General features: G+C 46.6%; 19 protein-coding genes. 13 read left to right on the top strand and 6 right to left on the bottom strand.

Going from position 1 to position 19,493, the window contains the following annotated elements; translation table 11 throughout:
- The first annotated feature begins 231 nt into the window (after nt 1–231).
- The gene (locus C5O19_RS04270) at nt 232–924 is read left to right on the top strand and encodes a cell division ATP-binding protein FtsE (RefSeq protein WP_104710050.1); all 693 of its coding nucleotides are present in this window, start codon (nt 232–234) and stop codon (nt 922–924) included.
- Nucleotides 925–989: 65 nt separating this feature from the next.
- Here the strand turns inward: C5O19_RS04270 and C5O19_RS04265 are convergent, their stop codons facing one another.
- The 3 genes from C5O19_RS04265 to porX form a co-directional block, all read right to left on the bottom strand.
- On the bottom strand, nt 990–2,480 hold the full coding sequence (locus tag C5O19_RS04265; protein WP_104710049.1) for a capsule assembly Wzi family protein: 1,491 nt from the start codon (nt 2,478–2,480) through the stop codon (nt 990–992).
- 289 nt (nt 2,481–2,769) lie between these two features.
- Nucleotides 2,770–4,302 carry a capsule assembly Wzi family protein gene (locus C5O19_RS04260; RefSeq protein WP_104710048.1) on the bottom strand — a complete coding sequence of 511 codons (1,533 nt, stop codon included), beginning with the start codon at nt 4,300–4,302 and terminating at the stop codon, nt 2,770–2,772.
- Between the two features lie 200 nt (nt 4,303–4,502).
- A complete protein-coding gene (porX, locus tag C5O19_RS04255) occupies nt 4,503–6,077 on the bottom strand; it encodes a T9SS response regulator signal transducer PorX (protein WP_104710047.1) in 1,575 nt (524 codons plus the stop codon).
- Between the two features lie 163 nt (nt 6,078–6,240).
- Between porX and C5O19_RS04250 the strand changes: the two genes are divergently transcribed.
- The 3 genes from C5O19_RS04250 (at nt 6,241) to C5O19_RS04240 (ending at nt 8,329) form a co-directional block, all read left to right on the top strand.
- On the top strand, nt 6,241–6,996 hold the full coding sequence (locus C5O19_RS04250; RefSeq protein WP_104710046.1) for a DUF4905 domain-containing protein: 756 nt from the start codon (nt 6,241–6,243) through the stop codon (nt 6,994–6,996).
- Nucleotides 6,983–8,014: a LysM peptidoglycan-binding domain-containing protein gene (locus C5O19_RS04245; protein WP_165795934.1), complete on the top strand. Its 1,032-nt coding sequence runs from the start codon at nt 6,983–6,985 to the stop codon at nt 8,012–8,014. Before C5O19_RS04250 ends, C5O19_RS04245 begins: the two co-directional genes overlap by 14 nt.
- A gap of 135 nt (nt 8,015–8,149) precedes the next feature.
- Nucleotides 8,150–8,329, top strand: coding sequence for a hypothetical protein (locus C5O19_RS04240; protein ID WP_094814610.1), 180 nt, complete (start codon nt 8,150–8,152; stop codon nt 8,327–8,329).
- A 114-nt stretch (nt 8,330–8,443) separates the two neighbouring features.
- On the opposite strand, the gene C5O19_RS04235 is transcribed toward C5O19_RS04240, so the two are convergent.
- Nucleotides 8,444–11,377 carry a PAS domain S-box protein gene (locus tag C5O19_RS04235; RefSeq protein WP_104710044.1) on the bottom strand — a complete coding sequence of 978 codons (2,934 nt, stop codon included), beginning with the start codon at nt 11,375–11,377 and terminating at the stop codon, nt 8,444–8,446.
- Between the two features lie 62 nt (nt 11,378–11,439).
- On the bottom strand, nt 11,440–11,928 hold the full coding sequence (locus tag C5O19_RS04230; protein ID WP_104710043.1) for a methylated-DNA--[protein]-cysteine S-methyltransferase: 489 nt from the start codon (nt 11,926–11,928) through the stop codon (nt 11,440–11,442).
- A 187-nt stretch (nt 11,929–12,115) separates the two neighbouring features.
- Between C5O19_RS04230 and rsmA the strand changes: the two genes are divergently transcribed.
- The 8 genes from rsmA (at nt 12,116) to C5O19_RS04190 (ending at nt 17,588) form a co-directional block, all read left to right on the top strand.
- On the top strand, nt 12,116–12,889 hold the full coding sequence (gene rsmA, locus C5O19_RS04225) for a 16S rRNA (adenine(1518)-N(6)/adenine(1519)-N(6))-dimethyltransferase RsmA (RefSeq protein ID WP_104710042.1): 774 nt from the start codon (nt 12,116–12,118) through the stop codon (nt 12,887–12,889).
- Nucleotides 12,890–12,924: 35 nt separating this feature from the next.
- Nucleotides 12,925–14,286 carry a magnesium transporter gene (gene mgtE, locus C5O19_RS04220; RefSeq protein ID WP_104710041.1) on the top strand — a complete coding sequence of 454 codons (1,362 nt, stop codon included), beginning with the start codon at nt 12,925–12,927 and terminating at the stop codon, nt 14,284–14,286.
- A gap of 39 nt (nt 14,287–14,325) precedes the next feature.
- Nucleotides 14,326–14,778, top strand: a complete 453-nt coding sequence (gene dtd / locus C5O19_RS04215) for a D-aminoacyl-tRNA deacylase (protein WP_104710040.1) — start codon at nt 14,326–14,328, stop codon at nt 14,776–14,778.
- A gap of 4 nt (nt 14,779–14,782) precedes the next feature.
- Nucleotides 14,783–15,112, top strand: a complete 330-nt coding sequence (locus tag C5O19_RS04210; protein WP_104710039.1) for a nucleotide pyrophosphohydrolase — start codon at nt 14,783–14,785, stop codon at nt 15,110–15,112.
- 255 nt (nt 15,113–15,367) lie between these two features.
- Entirely contained in the window at nt 15,368–15,751 is a 384-nt protein-coding gene (locus C5O19_RS04205; RefSeq protein ID WP_094814511.1) for a response regulator, read from the top strand.
- 78 nt (nt 15,752–15,829) lie between these two features.
- Nucleotides 15,830–16,594, top strand: a complete 765-nt coding sequence (locus tag C5O19_RS04200) for an MBL fold metallo-hydrolase (RefSeq protein WP_104710038.1) — start codon at nt 15,830–15,832, stop codon at nt 16,592–16,594.
- 95 nt (nt 16,595–16,689) lie between these two features.
- On the top strand, nt 16,690–17,373 hold the full coding sequence (locus tag C5O19_RS04195; RefSeq protein ID WP_104710037.1) for an HAD family hydrolase: 684 nt from the start codon (nt 16,690–16,692) through the stop codon (nt 17,371–17,373).
- A gap of 5 nt (nt 17,374–17,378) precedes the next feature.
- Nucleotides 17,379–17,588 carry a hypothetical protein gene (locus C5O19_RS04190; RefSeq protein ID WP_104710036.1) on the top strand — a complete coding sequence of 70 codons (210 nt, stop codon included), beginning with the start codon at nt 17,379–17,381 and terminating at the stop codon, nt 17,586–17,588.
- A 64-nt stretch (nt 17,589–17,652) separates the two neighbouring features.
- On the opposite strand, the gene glmM is transcribed toward C5O19_RS04190, so the two are convergent.
- On the bottom strand, nt 17,653–19,044 hold the full coding sequence (glmM, locus tag C5O19_RS04185; RefSeq protein ID WP_104710035.1) for a phosphoglucosamine mutase: 1,392 nt from the start codon (nt 19,042–19,044) through the stop codon (nt 17,653–17,655).
- 239 nt (nt 19,045–19,283) lie between these two features.
- Between glmM and yidD the strand changes: the two genes are divergently transcribed.
- Entirely contained in the window at nt 19,284–19,493 is a 210-nt protein-coding gene (yidD, locus tag C5O19_RS04180) for a membrane protein insertion efficiency factor YidD (protein ID WP_104710034.1), read from the top strand.

The raw sequence follows: 19,493 nt of genomic DNA, 5'->3' as shown, positions 1-19,493 counted from the left end.
TTAACTTTCTGACGATCAGCTTCAGTTTTCCGTTCTCTTCGCAGTGGGCTGCTTACATTACGGTCATTATCTGAGTAAGAACTCAATTTCGTACAAAATTAGTCCCTATTGATCGGCTTTCCAAAGTAGTTTCCTAATATTGACTTTCATTCAAGGTGCACCTGATTTTCGAGGTAATTTAAACTATCGACCCCAGTCGGTCGTTTTAAAAGACAAAAGTTCAGATTTATAATGATTCCGTTTGCCAACCAGCCTGTGGTACAGGTTTTAAATACAGATGTTTACCAGCTCGGTGAAAAACAAGTGCTGGAAAATATCAATTTTGCCATTCAGAAGGGTGAGTTTGTATACCTCATTGGCCGGACCGGTAGTGGGAAAAGTTCATTGCTCAAGACCCTCTACGCCGATCTTTCCCTGGTGAAAGGTTCGGTACAAATAGCGGGCTATGAACTCAATTCCATTCGCCGGAAAGACATTCCTTTTCTTCGTCGAAAGCTGGGAATCGTTTTTCAGGATTTCCAGCTGTTCATGGATCGTAACATTGCCCAAAACCTGGAGTTTGTACTTAAAGCAACGGGCTGGACGGATTCCATGAAGATGAAAACGCGGATTGCTGAAGTTTTGATTCGCGTTGGGCTAAGTGGCGAGATGAATAAAATGCCCCATCAGCTTTCGGGTGGCGAGCAACAACGCGTCGTCATTGCTCGGGCCTTGTTGAATGATCCGGAAATTTTACTGGCCGACGAGCCGACGGGGAACCTTGATCCTGAAGTGTCAGAAGATATTATGCGTCTCTTTCTGAGTATTAATAAATCGGGGATGTCCGTGCTGATGGCTACCCACGATTTTGATCTGATTCGTAAGTTTCCGCAGCGGATGCTACGTTGTGAAAATGGTAAAGTCGTCGAGCGTGACTATTTATAAATAGTATTAAAAAAAAGAGAGCGAATTCCGAAGAATTCGCTCTCTTTTTTATGAGGTGATAGGAGCTAAAAAAATCCTGATTTACGTAGACTTATGTACGCTCCCAGCGTATTTTCGTACAGTTCACCACTGTCGTAAGCCACGGCTCCACTCAGTTCGCCACCCTTCAGCCAGGGTAACCGCGTACCTACTCGCAGGATACCCGAAAACTGTTCCAGCGGTTTCGCATAAGGCTGTACGTACGTACCGCGATTTCGACTAAAGGAAAGCTTCATTTCCCAGGACGTATTCTGCTTAAATGTTCCCGCGAAGCCCGTGTGCAAAACTTCTACCCGATTGTTCGAAAAGCCCAACGAATAGCGGCGAACGCCAGTTTTCAAATCCGCGTCAGGTGTAACAAAAGGTGTGCCAATGCCACGACCAAAGTACGTCCAACCATCCTGATACTGGCTGTTATTGAAATAATTGTCTCTTCCTCGCTTTTTAGGATCAGTATCCATAAACTCTTCACCGCCCTGATCAATGGTACTGAGCCATTCCACCGTAACTTGTTTAAGCGAAAAAGCGGCATGACTGGGCATTTTACTCTTCCATCGAATACCATTGAAACTATCGGCTGTGGTTAGGCGATAAAATAGCGATCCATCTTCAAACATAATTTGTCGGTACAGGAAGACGTCGAAAGCAGCGGGTCGCCATTGTAGAGCCATGTCAATGGTTCCTAAGTGGTTGCCGATCCGGTTCTGATCAAACACAATAACTTTTCCCGGATTAGCCACTGCATAATTGGCCATACTTTGTCCAGTAAACACGCCCCAGTAACCTAACCATGACTTTTCAAAATATCCATAGCGGGCCATATCTCCAGGATCGTTCTTAAAGGCAGGGGCGTAACCAGCCCACTGTACGGAATGGTTCACCCCGGCGTGCAAGACTACAGGCCAGTTTTTAGTACCCAAACGCACATAAAGGCCTTTCTGATGAAGGTAGGCATGTTGTACAAACGGACGACTGTTTTCGAACCAGCCGTGGGACAAATAGGCTTTCATGTGCAACCATCGACCGAGTACGGGAATAAAATCATACGTACCCAGGCGAATTTGTGGGATGGGCAAGGCGTTGGTAGAAGAAACCATGGAGCCCATGCCGAGTAGTGTATCGGACAAACCCACGTATTCGCGTTTCCGTCCCCCGTACAATTCCCACTTTTTGTACTTCAGCCGTAAGTACCCCTCCGTAATGATGCCCTTAAATTCTGGATTATTGGTCTGGCCCATTACTTCAATGGCCCCGTCAACCCTCCAGCGATTCGAGCGGCGGGATAAGGGTACTTGATAGTATACGCCAGCCGAAGCTAACATGCCTTGTGGTTTGCTAGGAATAACCCCGTATTGGTTCGTCTGCAACCAAAAAGCAGTTCGATCCGACGTAGATAAAGCCGTTGTAGCTAATTGTACAAAATAAGTTCCCCCATTCCGTTGGGTACTGTCCTGAGCGTAAAGTATGTTGCAGGCAAAGGCGATTAGAAAAGGACTTAGTCCTAAAAACTTATACATCAAGGTTGGTTAATTCAATATAAGGTCAAATACAATTATCCTACTTCTTCTACAAAGTACTACTAAAAATATCCAAGAATAGTACGGATTTACCGTCAAATATCTATTAATAATTATATAAATCAAAATTTAGAAGACTTTGTAAGCTTGAGCTATTCTTTTAAATACTAGATTTTTCTATCTATTTATTGAAGTATTCCTTTTTTATACTATTGAAATTTGCTTAGACACAAAAAAAACCGGCCTAAACAATCACTTTAGCCGGTTTTGTTATTTTTTTAATAAGCGTTTACCGCGTAAAAATTCCTGATTTTCGAATGCTCAAATACCCTCCTACCGTGTTGTCATACATTTCACCCCGATCATACGCAATGGCCCCGGAGATTTCGCTTCCTTTCAGCCAGGGCATTTTTACACCTACTCGAATTAAACCAGAAAATTGCTTTAAAGGGCCCTTATAATAAGGACTTGTGTCGTAAGTAATGTTACTATACGTACCAAAGTTTTTGCTGTACGACGCTCGTATTTCCCAGGTGGTGCGTCGCTTGTACTGACCAGTCAACGTCATATTGATTACCTGTACACGATTGTTGGGCATCCCGCGTACGTTTGTTCGTACTTCTTTCTTTAAATCGCTATCGGGTTGAACAAAAGGAACACCGATAGAGCGGTCAAAATACGTCCAACCATCTTGGTACTGGCTGTGGTTAAAATAATTATCAATTCCCCGTTTCTGTGACTCGTCGATAATAAATTCATCGCCACCCTGACTCACTGTACTTAACCATTCGAGGGTTACGCGTTTAAGATAGAAATCGGATGCCTGCTGCACTTTATTCAAATAACGTACCCCATTCAGGCCATCATCAATATTAATGAGGTAGAAAAGAGACCCATCATCAAACATACTTTGCCGATAAAAAAAGAGGTTGTAGTTACAGTTTTTAACCTCCACGCCTGCATCAACGGTTCCTAGGTGATTCCCAATCCGATTTACATCGATGGAGATAAAATCGTCGATCGGATAACCACTATAACCGTATTTTACCTGCATACTTTTTGCCAATACGACGCCATTCCAGTAGGCGAAAGCCGATTGATTAAACTTCCCGTGCTTAGATAAGAATCCTGGGTCGTCGGCTAAACTAGGGGCGTATCCCCCCCATTGTACAAAGTGACTCAAGCCGCCATAGAGATTGATGGCCCAATCTTCCTTCCCAAATTTCAGATACAGTCCTTTCTGGTGTAGAAAAGCATCCTTCGTAAAAGAGTTATAGTTTTCAAACCAGCCGTGTGTGTAATAGGCTTTGAACTTGAGCCATTTTCCTACTACGGGAACGGGAATGAAGGTTCGGGTTCCAAAGTGAATCTGGGGAATCGGCAGGGCATTCCCCGACCAGTTCAGAGATCCCATACCCGTCAGCGTATCTGCCAAGCCTATAAATTCTCGTTTACGTCCGCCGTAGAGTTCCCAGTTTTTGAAATTCAACCGTAAGTAGCCTTCGGTAAGAACACCGTTTAGTTTAGGATTTTGGGTTTGAGCGATGCCTTCAAGCCCTGCGTCAATAGACCAGCGGTTAGACCGTCGGGAGAGCGGAACGCGGTAATACACTCCGGCAGATAATAAACCGCCCTGGGGCGTTCTTGGTATCGTTCCGTACTGGTTGGTCTGGAGCCAGAAAGCCGTTCGGTCTGAACTTGATAAGGCCGTAGTTGCTGCTTGCACGAAGTAAGTACCGAAGCTACGCGTACTATCTTGAGCAATGACTGAATTCCATCCAATACTAAGACATAGGATACTTAGGAAGGTAAAATAACGCATAAATTTAGGTAGGGTGGTATATATTCTTGGTAAGCTGGGGGCTTGTAATTTCTTATCAATCTACGCAAAGTAAGATAAATTTATCAGTGGATTTAAACATATATGCTTACTCTCTGCAAATAAATTTTCATTAAATTATTTAAAGGAAAACAAAAGCCACCCGATTGACAGGTGGCTTTTGTTTTCAGTAGAAAGGTAACTTATTTCGCTTTCAATTGTACGACGGGTACAATCACTTCTTCCAAGGAAACGCCTCCGTGCTGGAATGTATCCTTGTAATAATTGACGTAATAATTATAGTTATTGGGGTACGCAAAGAAGTAATCCTCTAGCGTGAAAACATACGCCGACGAAACGTTGTATTTCGGTAAGCCAAAGGCTTCAGGGCGACGGCATACGAGCACGTGATCTTCGTCAAAATTCAGGTTTTTCCCCTGCTTATACCGCAAATTCGTATTAACAGAACGGTCACCAATGATCCGTACGGGCTTTTGTACGCGAATCATACCGTGATCGGTGGTTAGTACCACCCGGCCGCCTTTCTCGGCAATTTTCTTGAGAAATTCTAGCAAAGGCGAATGCTGAAACCAGGAGTTAGTCAGACTGCGATAGGCAGATTCGTCCGCCGCCAGCTCTTTAATCATAGCTGAGTCTGTACGAGCGTGCGAAAGCATGTCTACGAAGTTGTATACGACAGCAACTAAATCATTCGTGGCGATATTATTAAAGTTTTCAACGAGTGCCTTTCCCTGATTGACGTTCAGAATTTTGTGATACGACATTTTGATATTGCTCAGGCGACTTTTCTGCAACTGCATTTGTAGAAATTCTTCCTCATGCACGTTGAGTCCTTCTTCATCGTTTTTCTGATCGCCTTCAATGTCGTGCACCCATAAACGCGGATACTGTTTCTCAATCTCACTGGGCAGCAAGCCCGAAAAAATCGAGTTGCGGGCGAAGGAAGTCGTCGTTGGTAAAATGGAATAGTAATGACTTTCCTCTTCCACCGTAAAGTAATCCGTCAACGCACGTTCAATCAATTTCCATTGATCGTATCGGAAATTGTCAATCAGGATGAAGTAGAGGGGATTGCCGGGTTGCAAATGCGGAAATACCTTCTTCCGCAGTAGCATATTCGACAAAATAGGCTTATCGGCCTTGGGCTCGTTAATCCACTCTTCGTAATTGTCTTCGATGAACCGGCAGAAATTCGCATTAGCCTCTGATTTTTGCATGTTCATTACCTCTTCCATGCTCTTATTCGGCGTTGCGTCTATTTCTAGTTCCCAGTACACGAGCTTCTTGTAGATATCAGCCCATTCTTCGTGACCGATCCGGTCCTGATACTGCATGGAAAGCTGACGAAACTCCTGCTGATAGCTCAGATTAGTTTTTTCTTCCACCAATCTTCTCGATTCCAGAATTTTACGAACGGAAAGCAAAATCTGATTGGGATTCAGCGGTTTAATCAGGTAATCGGCAATTTTAGATCCGATGGCCCCTTCCATGATGTGCTCTTCCTCGGATTTTGTAATCATCACCACGGGCAGGTTCGGCCACTGCTGCTTTAACTGAGCAAGGGTTTCGAGACCCGTCAGACCCGGCATCATTTCATCTAGAAAGACAACATCGAAGGTATTGTTTTCCAATTGTTCCAACGCATCTGCTCCAGAATTGACGGGGGTTACATCGTAGCCTTTCTGGGTAAGGAAAAGAATATATGGTTTAAGGAGATCAATTTCGTCGTCGGCCCACAGGATGGAATACTTTTGCATACGTATAATCGAAGATTTATAATCAGTTGAAAGAAAAACAAAAAATAAAAGACAGTTGGTGATTTACCAGCAAGATAGGTAAGGTGACTCATTTTTTACCCTACTTCTGTAACGGATGGCAAAACCATAAGATTGTAAAATCAAAATTTTTATTCCAAGTCGTATGACTTCTCTGAACGTTGAGCATTCTATTTATAAAATTTTGCCGGACTCTTCGCAGCCCATGCTTGGTATTGAACTGCGGGATGCGGATCGTAAAACCGCTTTTGTACAGGCCTTGCAGGTGCAAAATGAAGATTTTTCCAATTTAGTAGCTTTAATACGCATTGAAATTCCCTGGTGGACGAACGTACTGGGATGCTTTCAGGGAATTTTTATCCTTCATACCTTCGGAGAACCCAGCGTACCGAAACCTACTCACCTCGAAGCTTTCAACGCTCTTACGGGGCAAAAACTCTGGTCCAGTCCTGAAACCGTTTGGCTGGAAACCTTAGGATCAACGCTTCGAGTAAAAATTTCGGCCGAAGAAGAACGGTTTCTGGACTTGCGAACGGGCCAGCCCGTACCTATCATTCCGAATGAGATCAGGGAAGAAACGGCTCGCTTTCCGGTTCACTACGCCGAGGGCAGTTCACACCTGTTTCCGTTACAAAAACTTATTCGGCATCTGACCGGTCAACAACCCATCGGTGCGTGCGATTACCTCGAATTTCAGGATTCGATCATTTTTTCTTACTATTTTTACGAATCCGAAAAGCTAAAAAATGATCTTTTGGTCGTTAGTAAAGCTGGAAACGTACTCTTTCACGAGTCGCTTCAGACCGGTGAAGGCTTGGGTCATACCACCTTTATCGTTTGGCGTAACCAACTCGTATTCATTAAAGATCAAGTTTATCTCTGCTGGCATGCGGTATCTTAATTGTTTCTTCCTTGGATTTTTTGGTCTGATTTCGCTAGACAGCTCAGCCCTTACTACCCCTGTCGACTCCATTGGTACCGAATGGAAAAACGGTAAAACCCTGATTGTTTACAAAGTGACATCGGGACAAACGCTGTATAGTTTATTAAAAAAATACAACGTTACGCTCGACGAGTTTAAGGCCGTCAATCCGGATTTTTCCGGTAATCTGCGTTCGCAGGAAACGGTATACATTCCCCGCAACTGGAAGCGTCGCGAAGAACCGACTGCCGTCACCTCTACTTCCGGTAAAACGCATAAGGTAGAGCCGGGTCAGACGCTATTCAGTATTGCTCGCAAGTACGACGTAGGTACGGCAGACCTCAAACGCTGGAATAATCTACCGTCAGACGGTACGGTCAAACTCGATCAGGTGCTGTACGTTAGCGAACCTACAAAAACGGAAGTGGCACCAGCTACTAAACCCGAGGTTCGTAAGCCAGAAGAGCCTCGCAAACCCGAGCCTACCAAGGACAAGCCCGAGGTAGCCAAAGCTCCCGTAGTAGTTACGAAACCGGAAGTACGCGAAGAACCCCGCAAGCCCGAAGAGCCGAAAAAAGAAGAACCGAAAAAGCCGGATTCAACCAAGGCAAAACCCGAAGCTACCCCTACGAAACCCGTAACGGTACCCAAGCCCGAAGCCGAAGTACTGACGCCCGTTCGCACGGAAAACGAACCCGTGCCGAATGCCGGTACCGGAGCGAAAAAAGTAGTAGAGATGGGTTTGTGCGAATTGATTGACGCCCAGGATAAAACGGGAAAATACCTGGCTCTCCACCGGTCCGCTCCCGTAGGAACCATGCTGACCGTACGGAACGAAGCCAATAACCAAAGTGTGATTGTAAAAGTGATTGGTAAACTGCCCGATACGGGTCTGGCGGATCGCGTGGTCGTTCGGCTTTCGGCCCGGGCCTTCGAGAAACTCATGCCTACGGATCGACGAATTCGGGCTGAAGTTAGTTACCTGGCCGTGCAGTAGTTTTCAAGCGTTAGTTTCGTTGAAATAAGCTATTCCTTTATAGGTTATTCGTTCTTCGAAGCCATTGAAAACTAGACCATTCTTGGAACCTTTTCAAAATTTTGTCGTTACTACACATATTCTAAACTCACGTGTATGATCAAAAGACCCGAACGTTCGAAATACGTAACTCCCGGTGCCATTGTGTTCAATATCATTTTCATTCTGGCGTATCCGATTATTGCGGCTTTCTATCTTGTATTCAATATACTTGTGTGGGTTCTTTCCATTCCTTCGCGGATGTGGGCCTACGTAGCCAAGCGAATTCGTAGTTAGTTCGGAATAAAGCATTCAATAAAAAAGGCGTTAGCTGATTAGCTAACGCCTTTTTTATTGAATCGCCCTGCAGATTATGTACTACAGCATGCGGGTTCATTTCTGAATAACCCATCACTTTAGACCTTGTAGCACCTGGGCGTATGTTTCTTTAAAATGCGTAAACTCGGTTTCAATGGGCGGAAACTCTGTCGTAAACGTACTGAAATTGCCAACCTTGGTTTTTAACTCCAGCGTTTTTACGACTTCATGCAAGCGTGTAATTCCCAACGTACCTGCGTTACCCTTTAGCGTATGAAGATTGGATTCGACCATTTGAAAATCTTCATTTACGAATCCTTCTTTAGCAGCAGCAATCTGTTCAGTGGCTTCCTGTTCGAATTCCGCGAACACCTGTTCTACCATTTCCTTACCCGCCAGCTCAGCCAGTTGATTCACTACGCCAAAATCGTACAAGTCACTGAGTTCATTCGTAACGGGCAGTTCACGTACTACGGGTTCGGACCCGGTATTCGTAACATTTGTTTTCGATTTTTCGATTCCAACCCGATCTACCCATTCCTTGACCTTGAGCACCAGGATTTCAGCCCGAATGGGTTTAGATACGTAATCGTTCATGCCCTGACTCAGGAAACGTTCCCGGTCTTCTTTCATCGAATAAGCCGTCATCGCCAGAATGGGCGGCAATGCTTCGGCAAATTGTTTGCGTAAGGCCTGCGTCGTTTCTAGACCATCCATATCCGGCATCTGAATGTCCATCAAAATCAGACTGTACGGATCCGTTCCAATCGTCCGTTCCACCAGTTGAATGGCTTTCCGGCCGGAATCGGCCGTTTCTACCCGACAACCCGCTTTCATTAGGATTTCGCTCGCCACTTTACGGTTCACGGCGTTGTCATCCACCAGTAGAATATGCGGCTGTTCTTTGGCCAAATACCCTACAATCTGGAACTCGTCGGCGTATTTTTTCTCCTGCAAGGGAGCAATCATCGTTTCCTTGAGTTCCACCGTGAACCAGAAGGTGCTTCCCTGCCCTACTTCCGATTCGACTCCCATCTCTCCCTTCATCAGGCGGGATAATTCCCGGGAAATCGCTAATCCAAGACCCGTACCACCAAAGGATTTTCGGGTTGTATTGTCCAATTGCTGGAAGGCTCCGAAAAGCTGTTTCAGACCGTCCACTGAAATACCAATCCCACTATCCTCAACCTCCACGCGTATTTTGTGCCATTTACCGTGCGTAGCCAGATTCATGACCCGAACCTTCACGGAGCCCTGTTCCGTAAACTTGAGGGCGTTGGAAGTCAGGTTGGAAAGAATCTGTAACAACCGGGTTTCATCAGCGATGATGTACTGTGGCAAATCCGATCCCAGCTCGTACGTAAGCGTATTATTCCGGTTTTTGGCCGTTTGTCCGAACAGACTGATTAATTTGTCAAAGACGCTACGGAACTCAAACGGTGCTTCGTGCAGGACCATTTTTCCGGCTTCGATTTTGGACAAATCCAGAATGTCGTTCAGAATATTCAGCAGTGTTTCCGAGGACTTCTTAATCGTATGCACGTATTCCCGCTGCTCCTCTTCCAGTTTGGTCGTACTCAGCAGGTCAATCATTCCGATCACCCCATTCATGGGTGTACGGATTTCGTGCGACATATTCGCCAGAAAACGCTCTTTTACTTTGAGTGAACGTTCGGCTTCTTCCTTCGCCTTGAGCAATTCGCGGGCGGAACGTTTCAGGGGCGTGATATCCCGGGCAATGCCCGCTACTTCCTCAATCGTCCCATCGGCCAGCAGGATCGGATTCAGGTATACTTCCAGCCAGATGTCGTCGCCGTGCCGGATATGCTCCATGTGCACTTCATAGGACTCGGCTTTACCCCGAAAGGCGATTTTATACTTCTCTTCCATGATCTTTCGGTTGGAAGAATCCATCAGTCGCCAGGCAAACTGGTCGGTCGTCACGTTGACCTGCGGGGGCATATTGAGCTGACTTTGAATCAGCTTCATGTAATTGTCATTGAACGAAGTCAGTTGCAAGCGGCGATTGACCGTCCACATCAGGTGACTCGAGGACTCAAAAATGGCGTGTAACCGGGCCGTCTGTTTACCCAGTTCAGCCTCCGCCTGTTTACGTTCGATAGCGACGGCTACCTGGCCTGAAATAAATTCGAGCAGCTCTAAATCCCGGATATCGTACTTGTTGGTCCGCTCGTAGGATTTCACCCCAATAATTCCCGTAATCCGGTCACCAATCCGAAGCGGTACGCATAACATGACCTTCGGAATTTCGCCGTAGATGTACAACACCCGTTGCCGGGCCAGATCGAGAATTTCATTTTCCGTAAGCATCAGGGGCCGATTGGCCACAATGGCGTACTCCGTAAGTCCATTACCCAGTTTCCGCTTCGTAAACCGAATATTTTTGTTGAAATATTCATCGACGTAATACGGAAAGTACAGGTAGCTTTTGGTCGGATCGTATAGTGAAATGAAGAAGTTCTTGGTATCAATAACTTTTCCTAGTTCTTCGTGGATGAAATGATACAAATCATCCAAACTTCGCGTACTCAGCGTGGAGTTAGCAATCTGGTAGTACAGATTCTGAGCATTCTCCGCTCGGTTTTTGGCCGTTGCGTCGTGGAAAATGCACCGGAATACGCTGGGATTTCCCTGTTCGTCGTAGCGGCAGTTGACCGATCCGGACAGATACACCCGCCGCCCATCTTTCCGGCGGTACACGGCCTCAAAATCCGGAATCTGTTCGCCGTTTTTGACGCGTTCAAACTTACTGAGCGTCTCTTCCATGAACTCCGGGTGAATGACATCCCGTAAATTCATCTGATTCAACTCGGCGGAGCGATACCCGATCGTATCTTTCCAGGCTTTGTTGACGTATAAAAAACGGCCCTGTAAATCAATCATCTGGATCAAATCCGTTGTATTTCGGATCAAATCCTGTAATTCCGCCGAAGCCGAACTCAACGGCAAACCCGGCGAGGTTTGGCGAAGCGAGGGTCCCGCTTCCGTACTCAAGGTTTTACTCATTCTGTATCGATGCCTTAGACTTTCATACCGACGTAGCAGTCAGAAAATCAATTCTTTTCCTATTAAAATAGCCAAAGCTGTCCCGTGCCCGAATGCTGTTGCTCATGCTGCAACAGCCAACGTTTCCGCCAGATTTCCCAAGCGTACCCTACGGGCTTTCCGTCCGTACCGATCACACGGTGGCAGGGTACAATGAGAGCAATCTGATTTTTGGCGTTTGCCGCCGCAACGGCCCGCGTTGCTTTTTCATCCCCGATTTCACGGGCCAGGTTGATGTAAGAAACCGTCTCGGCGTAAGGTAATTCCCGCAGGCGTTGCCACACATTTTGCTGAAATGCCGTACCCGTCCATTGTAAGGGCAGGTCAAAATCCCGGCGTTTACCCGAAAAATATTCGGTCAATTGCTGCTGCGTTTCACCCAGTAGGTTCGTAAAAACCTGACGTCCCTTTTCCGGAACGAAGCGAACCACTTGCAGAGCTTCTGCTGAGGAACCTAGTTCCATCCAGCCCAGCGGTGATTCGTAATAAGCCACATACGCCGAGGATGCCATCGCGTTTACGGATTATAACGTGCTTTTTTCGATAAAACTACAAAAAATCAGGGTAATTTTGAGCCATTGATTCAGCTGATTTGCCCGACCTTTCGAAAAATGGAAAGCGATTTCGGAATGGTCACTGCCTGAATACAAAGACGCCCGAGCGAGCCCTGAGCCCTACGGGCGGTTAACTGCCTTTTGAATGAAAGTAAAAGCAAAAAAGCACTTAGGACAACATTTTCTCCGCGATTTACACGCTTGCGAGCGGATTGCTGATTTGCTGTCGGGATACCAGGATTACCGGACCGTACTCGAAATTGGTCCCGGGATGGGCGTACTTACGCAGTTTCTGTTGCGTAAACCCCAATTTGAAGTACACGTGGTGGAAATTGACCGGGAATCGGTGGATTATTTGCACGAACATTTTCCGGACCTTTCCCCCCGCGTCCACAATTACGATTTTCTGCGTTGGGATCTGCAGACGTTCTCTACTGAGTCTTTTGGACTGATTGGAAATTTTCCGTACAACATCTCCAGCCAGATTTTTTTCCGCGTACTCGAATACCGTAATCAGATTCCGGAGGTAGTTTGTATGCTGCAAAAGGAAGTGGCTCAACGCATTGCTTCGCCGCCGGGTAGCCGTGATTACGGCATCCTGAGCGTATTACTTCAGGCTTTCTACGACATCAAGTACCACTTCACGGTACCGCCGGGAGCCTTCGATCCGCCACCAAAAGTACAATCAGGCGTTATTCGTCTGCAACGTAATGCCGTAACCCAGCTCGACTGCGATGAGAAGCTGTTTTTCAACGTAGTCAAAACGGCCTTTAACCAGCGTCGTAAAACCCTGCGAAACGCTCTTAAACCCATTGGCGTGATCTTTGATCACCCACTTTTGGAGAAACGGGCTGAGCAGTTAGGCGTGGCTGAGTTTGTCGACATTACGCAAACCATCGAACGGGCTAAAAAGGCCTAGCTTTCCGCTTTTATTCGTCTTTTGGATCTGATTGTATGGCTTTTGAGCTTACCAAAGAGTACGTAGAACGCCTAAGCCAGGCCGTGGAGCTTCGCGATGAATCGACCATCCGGCTGGAACTGCGTGACCTCTTTGCCGCTGATATTTCCGTTTTACTCGACGAGCTGGAAGGCCCGGAAGCTCATTATATCCTTACCTTACTGGACACCGAAACCGGAGCCGAAATTCTGGCTGAATACGATTCTGATTCCCGTCGGGAGCTTTTGACGTACTTTGACTCGGCCGAGATTGCCCGTTACGTGAATATTCTGGATTCGGACGATGCGGTGGACTTGCTTAAAGAACAGCCCGTACGGATTCGGGAGGAAGTTATTGCTCTGATTGAAGACCGCGAACAGGCCCGTTTTATCCTCGATCTGCTGCCCTACGAACCCGATACGGCGGGCGGTCTGATGCAGAAGGAGCTGGTGAAAATCAACGTACGACAAACGGTAACCGAATGCGTAGAGGAAATTCGTCGGCAGGCGGAAGACGTGGAAAAGGTATACACCGTCTATGTAGTGGATGACGATCAGATTTTATTGGGCATTGTTTCCCTGAAAGACATCATCCTGGCTAAACGAGGCAGTAAAATTGAGCAAATTTACGACGACGATGTCATTTACGCTTCTACGTATGACTCCGCCGAAGACGTCGCCGAACTAATGTCCCGGTACGATTTGGATGCTCTGCCTGTCGTAAACGTACAAAAACGGCTGCTGGGGCAAATCACAATTGATGACGTTGTGGACGTGATTACGGAACAGGCTCAGGAAGACATCGCCGCCATTACGGGGGTCTCTGAAGAAGTCGAAGAAGACGATTCCGTCTGGAAGATTACGCGTTCGCGTTTACCCTGGCTGGGTATCGGCATGATCGGTAGTTTGCTGGCGGCCAAGTTTCTGGGCATATTCGAGCACGACCTGCTGATGATGGTACCGGCTCTGGCGTTGTTCATTCCCATTATCGGTTCAACGGGTGGAAACGTAGGTATTCAGTCCTCCTCGTTCATGGTTCAGATTCTGAGTGATAAATCGGCCCTAAGCGGTGAATTCTGGCCGCGTATGCTCAAAATTCTGACGGTTGCCGTTTTGAAGGGCGTATTGATTGCGGCCTTTGTCTTTCTCATTACCTATCTGATCCTATCGCACCCCCTTAAACTTTCGATGGTCGTATCCATTTCGCTGATGGCGGTAGTATTGCTGTCTTCGTTTACGGGAACGGTTACACCGATTATTCTCAATCGGTACGGAATTAATCCTTCCGTAGCTTCAGGGCCCTTTATCACCACAGCGAATGATTTTCTGGGGTACAGTGTGTATTTCGGTATTGCCTACCTACTGTATCATTACTGGTAAGGATCGTCCACTGCTTCCATTAAAAACCTACTATTTTTCATGATTGCCGTTCTTCAACGCGTCTCCCAGGCTTCCGTTACAATTGATTCCCGCATCAACGGAGAAATTGCTCAGGGCTTACTGATTTTACTGGGCATCACCCATACCGATACGGAAGAAGACCTTGAATGGCTGGCCCGCAAGATTGTGGGCATGCGAATTTTCGGTGATGAAGAGGGTAAAATGAACCTCGACCTGAAAGCAGTCCAGGGAAATATTCTGCTCATCAGTCAGTTTACGTTATTGGCCAGTACGAAAAAAGGTAATCGTCCGAGTTATATCGACGCCGCCCGTCCGGAAGTCGCCATTCCTTTGTACGAAAAGATGATCGTTCAGCTGGAAAAGGAACTGGGTCGGCCCATTGCGACGGGCGAATTTGGGGCCGACATGAAAGTCTCCCTGCTCAACGACGGTCCCGTCACCATCATTATTGATTCTAAAAACCGCATCTAAGTCCATGACGCTGGAAGAAGCCCAAAAAACAGTAGATCAGTGGATCACCACCGTGGGAGTACGCTACTTTAACGAACTGACCAACACGGCCCTACTGATGGAAGAAGTAGGTGAAGTCGCCCGAATCATGGCCCGTCGGTACGGAGAACAGTCGGAGAAGGAGTCTGACAAAAACAAAGACTTGGGCGACGAACTGGCGGATGTACTCTGGCTGGTGATTTGCTTGGCGAATCAGACGGGAGTGAACTTAACGGAGGCTTTTGAAAAAAACCTCGATAAGAAGAACATCCGTGACGCGACTCGTCACCTCGATAATCCAAAGTTACAGGAATAGATTTTCGCTTTTCTAGGGTATCATTCCCACGAAGAAGTCCTATGAGAAAGAACGCTGTTACCAGTGAATGATTTTTTTCGTACGTTTCAGCGTTCCCTGTAGCGGACAAGCCATTGTCTGTCACCTCTTTATCCCAGATCGATTTGGAGAGCGACATACAGTACAGGATAATTCCTTAAGGATTTCTTAAGCTTGTACCGGAATTAACCGTTATTTCGCTTTATCAATTCGTATAGAAACCCAATTTTTCCGACAATGGCCTTCAAACGCGTCCTGATTGCTGAAGATAGCTCCGTCATTCAAAACCTCGCTAAGAAAATTCTGGAATTCCAGAACTTTGAAATCACTTCCGTTAAAAATGGGGAGCAGGTATTGCAATTGCTTGATAAAGAATCTTTTGACATTGTTCTGCTGGACATCAATATGCCCGTAATGGACGGCATGGAGTGTGCCCGTCAGATTCGCCAACTACCCGATGCCCAAAAGGCACAAACTCCGCTGGTGGCCATCACCGGTAATGCCCGTAACTACTCTCCGGAAGAGTTTAAGTCTGCTGGCTTCAACGACATTCTGATTAAGCCCCTCAACTTTGATGCCCTCGTTGCCAAAGTTCGCGAGTTTACGGGCGGCGAAGTATAATTTTTTTAGCGTGATTGGCTAACATCGTTCTTGAACAGAAGGGAATCCGTTATTCCCTTCTGTTCGATAGTATTGGGTATGCAGGTAACTTTTCTCGGTACGGGTACTTCGCAGGGCGTTCCGGTCATTGGCTGTGACTGTCCGGTTTGCCGTTCGCTTGATTTTCGGGATAAACGCCTTCGGGTATCCATGCACGTGGAAGCTGATGGTCGTAGTCTGGTTATTGATACCGGCCCGGATTTCCGTACGCAGGCCCTCCGTGAACGTATCATGCATTTGGATGCCGTTGTCTTTACGCATGCTCATAAAGACCATACGGCGGGTCTGGACGATGTACGACCCTTTAATTTTCGGCAAAATTCCGACATCCCGCTGTACGGACAGGCAGCTGTACTGGAGCAAATCAAAGTAGAGTTCGCCTACGCTTTTGCCGAGCATAAATACCCCGGTACGCCCCGCTTACAATTGCATCCGATTGAAAACAAACCCTTTGAGATCCTGGGTTTGCAACTGATCCCGATTGAGGTGATGCATCACAAATTACCCGTGTTTGGCTACCGAATCGGGGATTTCTCGTACATTACGGATGCAAATTTCATTGCCGAACCGGAGCTGGAAAAGCTTCGCAACAGCAAGGTTCTGGTGATTAATGCCCTCCATAAAGGTCCCCGACACCTCTCCCACTTTATTCTGCCGGAAGCCTTGGAGATCATCGAAAAGCTACAGCCGAAAGTCGCCTATCTCACGCACATCAGCCATTCAATGGGACTTCATGCTCAGGTCGAGGCCGAATTACCTCCGCACGTGCATCTGGCCTATGATGGACTGAAAATTACCCTTTAAGAACTTTTTTCGGATCTGGAAAAGGCTTTCTCCAGCGGTTTGACTGCTTGGTTGGTACTACTTTTTTGCCGTTTTTGTCAAAAAATTCTGTTTGTATGAGTATTCAACAACCTGATCCAACCTTACGGGCTGCTTTATTTGATATGGATGGCGTCATCGTGGATAATATGGCCTACCATGAAACAGCCTGGCGTTTGTTCTGCGAAAACCACGGATTTCCCTTCAGTCGGGAAATGTATTATACCAATCTGAACGGCAAAAATTCCTTTGATTCGTTTGCGTATTTGCTCGGCCGCGACCCCTCGCCGGAAGAAGTACGGCAGATGTCCGACGAGAAGGAAGAAATGTACCGGACTAGCTACGGGCCAGTACTTGAACCAGCCGAAGGACTCATTAGCTTTCTGAATATTCTTCATGAATACGGCGTGAAATGTGCCGTAGCTACGTCAGCTCCTATCGAAAATGTCCAGTTTACGCTGGATGGTACGGGCCTTCGTCCGCTTTTCGATGTGGTCGTGGATGCTTCAATGGTACAGAATGGCAAACCCGCTCCGGATATTTATCTGAAAGCCGCCGAATTAGTGGAGGTGCATCCAAGCAATTGTGTTGTATTTGAAGATGCTTTACTGGGTATTCAGGCTGGAAAAGCAGCGGGAATGAAAGTAGTGGGCGTTTCGACCAGCCACAGCAAGGATGAACTGGCCCCACTCACCAGTGCAGTTATTGCCGACTTCCGGGAAATCAACTGGGAACAGTTTGAATTTGTACTCGCTCATTAATCCCTATGAAGCCTTCTGAGACGTATCTGGAATTCATTCATGATGTACTCATTACCGTGCACAGCGGCATTCACGAACTACAGGGTCGGCTAGCCTTCTGCGATCCGGCCGAGCGGGATTACATCGAAGGCCGGATTTTCAGTTATACTGAGTTTTTACAAACGCTTCAGACCAGTGCCCGGGAGTTTGGTCTGTCCGACGAAATTGGTCTGTAAATACAAGGGACGATGCTTAGTAAGCATCGTCCCTTTCTACTAGCAAGTAATTAACGTCCGCGATTTATAGCGTAGCTACCACTTCTTTAATATCCTGAATGATCTTCTTGGCTAGGTTTTCGGCCTTGGTCATAAAGTCAGATTCTGAATAAATGCGGATAATGGGCTCGGTGTTCGACTTGCGAAGGTGCACCCATTCGTTACCGAATTCAATTTTTACACCGTCTTCCGTATTGATGGGCTGACGGGTGTACTTCTGCTGAATTCGCTCCAGTACAACGTCTACGTTCAGCTCGGGCGTTAATTCAATCTTATTTTTCGAGATGTAATAGTTCGGATAAGCCCGACGCAGAATGGATACAGACTTACCGAATTTGGCCAGGTGGGTCAGGAATAGAGCGATACCCACCAGGGCATCACGACCGTAATGCAACTCGGGATAGATAATACCACCATTGCCTTCGCCCCCAATTACTGCTCCGACTTCCTTCATTTTCGTTACCACGTTCACTTCGCCAACCGCCGCCGAATAGTGGGTACCACCAGCTTTTTGGGTTACGTCCCGAAGAGCAATGGTGGAAGAAAGATTGGAAACGGTATTACCGACTTGGTTTTTCAGGATATAATCAGCGACGGCTACCAGCGTGTATTCTTCACCGAAAGGCTCGCCATCTTCTGCTACGAACGCTAACCGATCTACGTCTGGATCAACGACAACACCCAAATCGTATTTGCCCGTCCGCATTTCCTTCCGGATATCCGTCAGGTGTTCAGGCAGGGGCTCAGGGTTGTGAGCAAAGTAACCCGTAGGTTCGCAGTGAAGTTTAAGAATATCCTTAACACCCAAGGCTTCCAGCAGTAGAGGTACAGCAATTCCTCCCGAGGAGTTTACTGCATCAACGGCAATGCTGAAATCAGCAGCTTCGATCGCCGCCTTGTCTACCAGCGGCAGAGCCAGAATGGCGTCGATGTGTTTTTTCAGGTAGGAATCATCAACGCGATAGCTACCTAGTTTTTTTACTTCTACAAAAGAAAACGTTTCTGCTTCGGCCAACGCTAATACTTCAGCACCTTCTTCGGCAGAAATAAATTCACCCTTTGCATTGAGTAATTTTAACGCATTCCACTGAATGGGGTTATGACTGGCAGTAAGAATAATGCCACCGGCAGCAGATTCCATAGGAACCGCTATTTCAACGGTGGGTGTGGTGGATAAACCTAAGTCGACTACGTGTAAACCAAGTCCCTGTAAAGTAGCTGATACTAAACGAACTGCCATTTCTCCGGAAAGACGAGCGTCCCGACCAATGACAATCTTGTGATTTTCAGGAAATTTACGTTTAAGCCAAGTTCCGAAAGCGGCGGAAAACTTAACAATGTCAACGGGAGTAAGGGATTCACCCACGTTTCCACCAATGGTTCCCCGGATTCCGGAGATAGATTTAATCAACGTCACGATGCTCTCAATTTTGAGGAAGAACTGTTGGGGATATAAAGCAAAAGTAACAAATTAATTCCTTCTGCTAGCCATTTTTTACGATAGAATCCAATTATAAATCGAACGGATTTGTGGCTTTTCGTATTACGTAAGTGGACGAATTTCTACGACCTAAATTACTTCGTGGCGTCTGTAAAACTATTCTTCATCCGGCGGATTAAATCATAAATCCGGGATTATTTTAGTAAATAAAATTGATGCGAAGTTTTTTTATCGTTTTGATCCGGATTTACCAAGGAGCATTTTCGCCGTACCTAGGCAACTCGTGTCGGTATACGCCGACCTGCTCACAGTACGCCATTCAGGCTATTGAGAAACACGGACCTTGGAAGGGCAGTTGGCTGGCCCTGCGGCGAATCTCCCGTTGTCATCCCTGGGGTGGGCATGGACATGATCCGGTACCTTGA

Source organism: Siphonobacter curvatus, assembly GCF_002943425.1.
Lineage (GTDB): Bacteria > Bacteroidota > Bacteroidia > Cytophagales > Spirosomataceae > Siphonobacter > Siphonobacter curvatus.
Note: the sequence above shows the minus strand (reverse complement) of the source record. Positions and strands in the feature narration are given on the sequence as shown.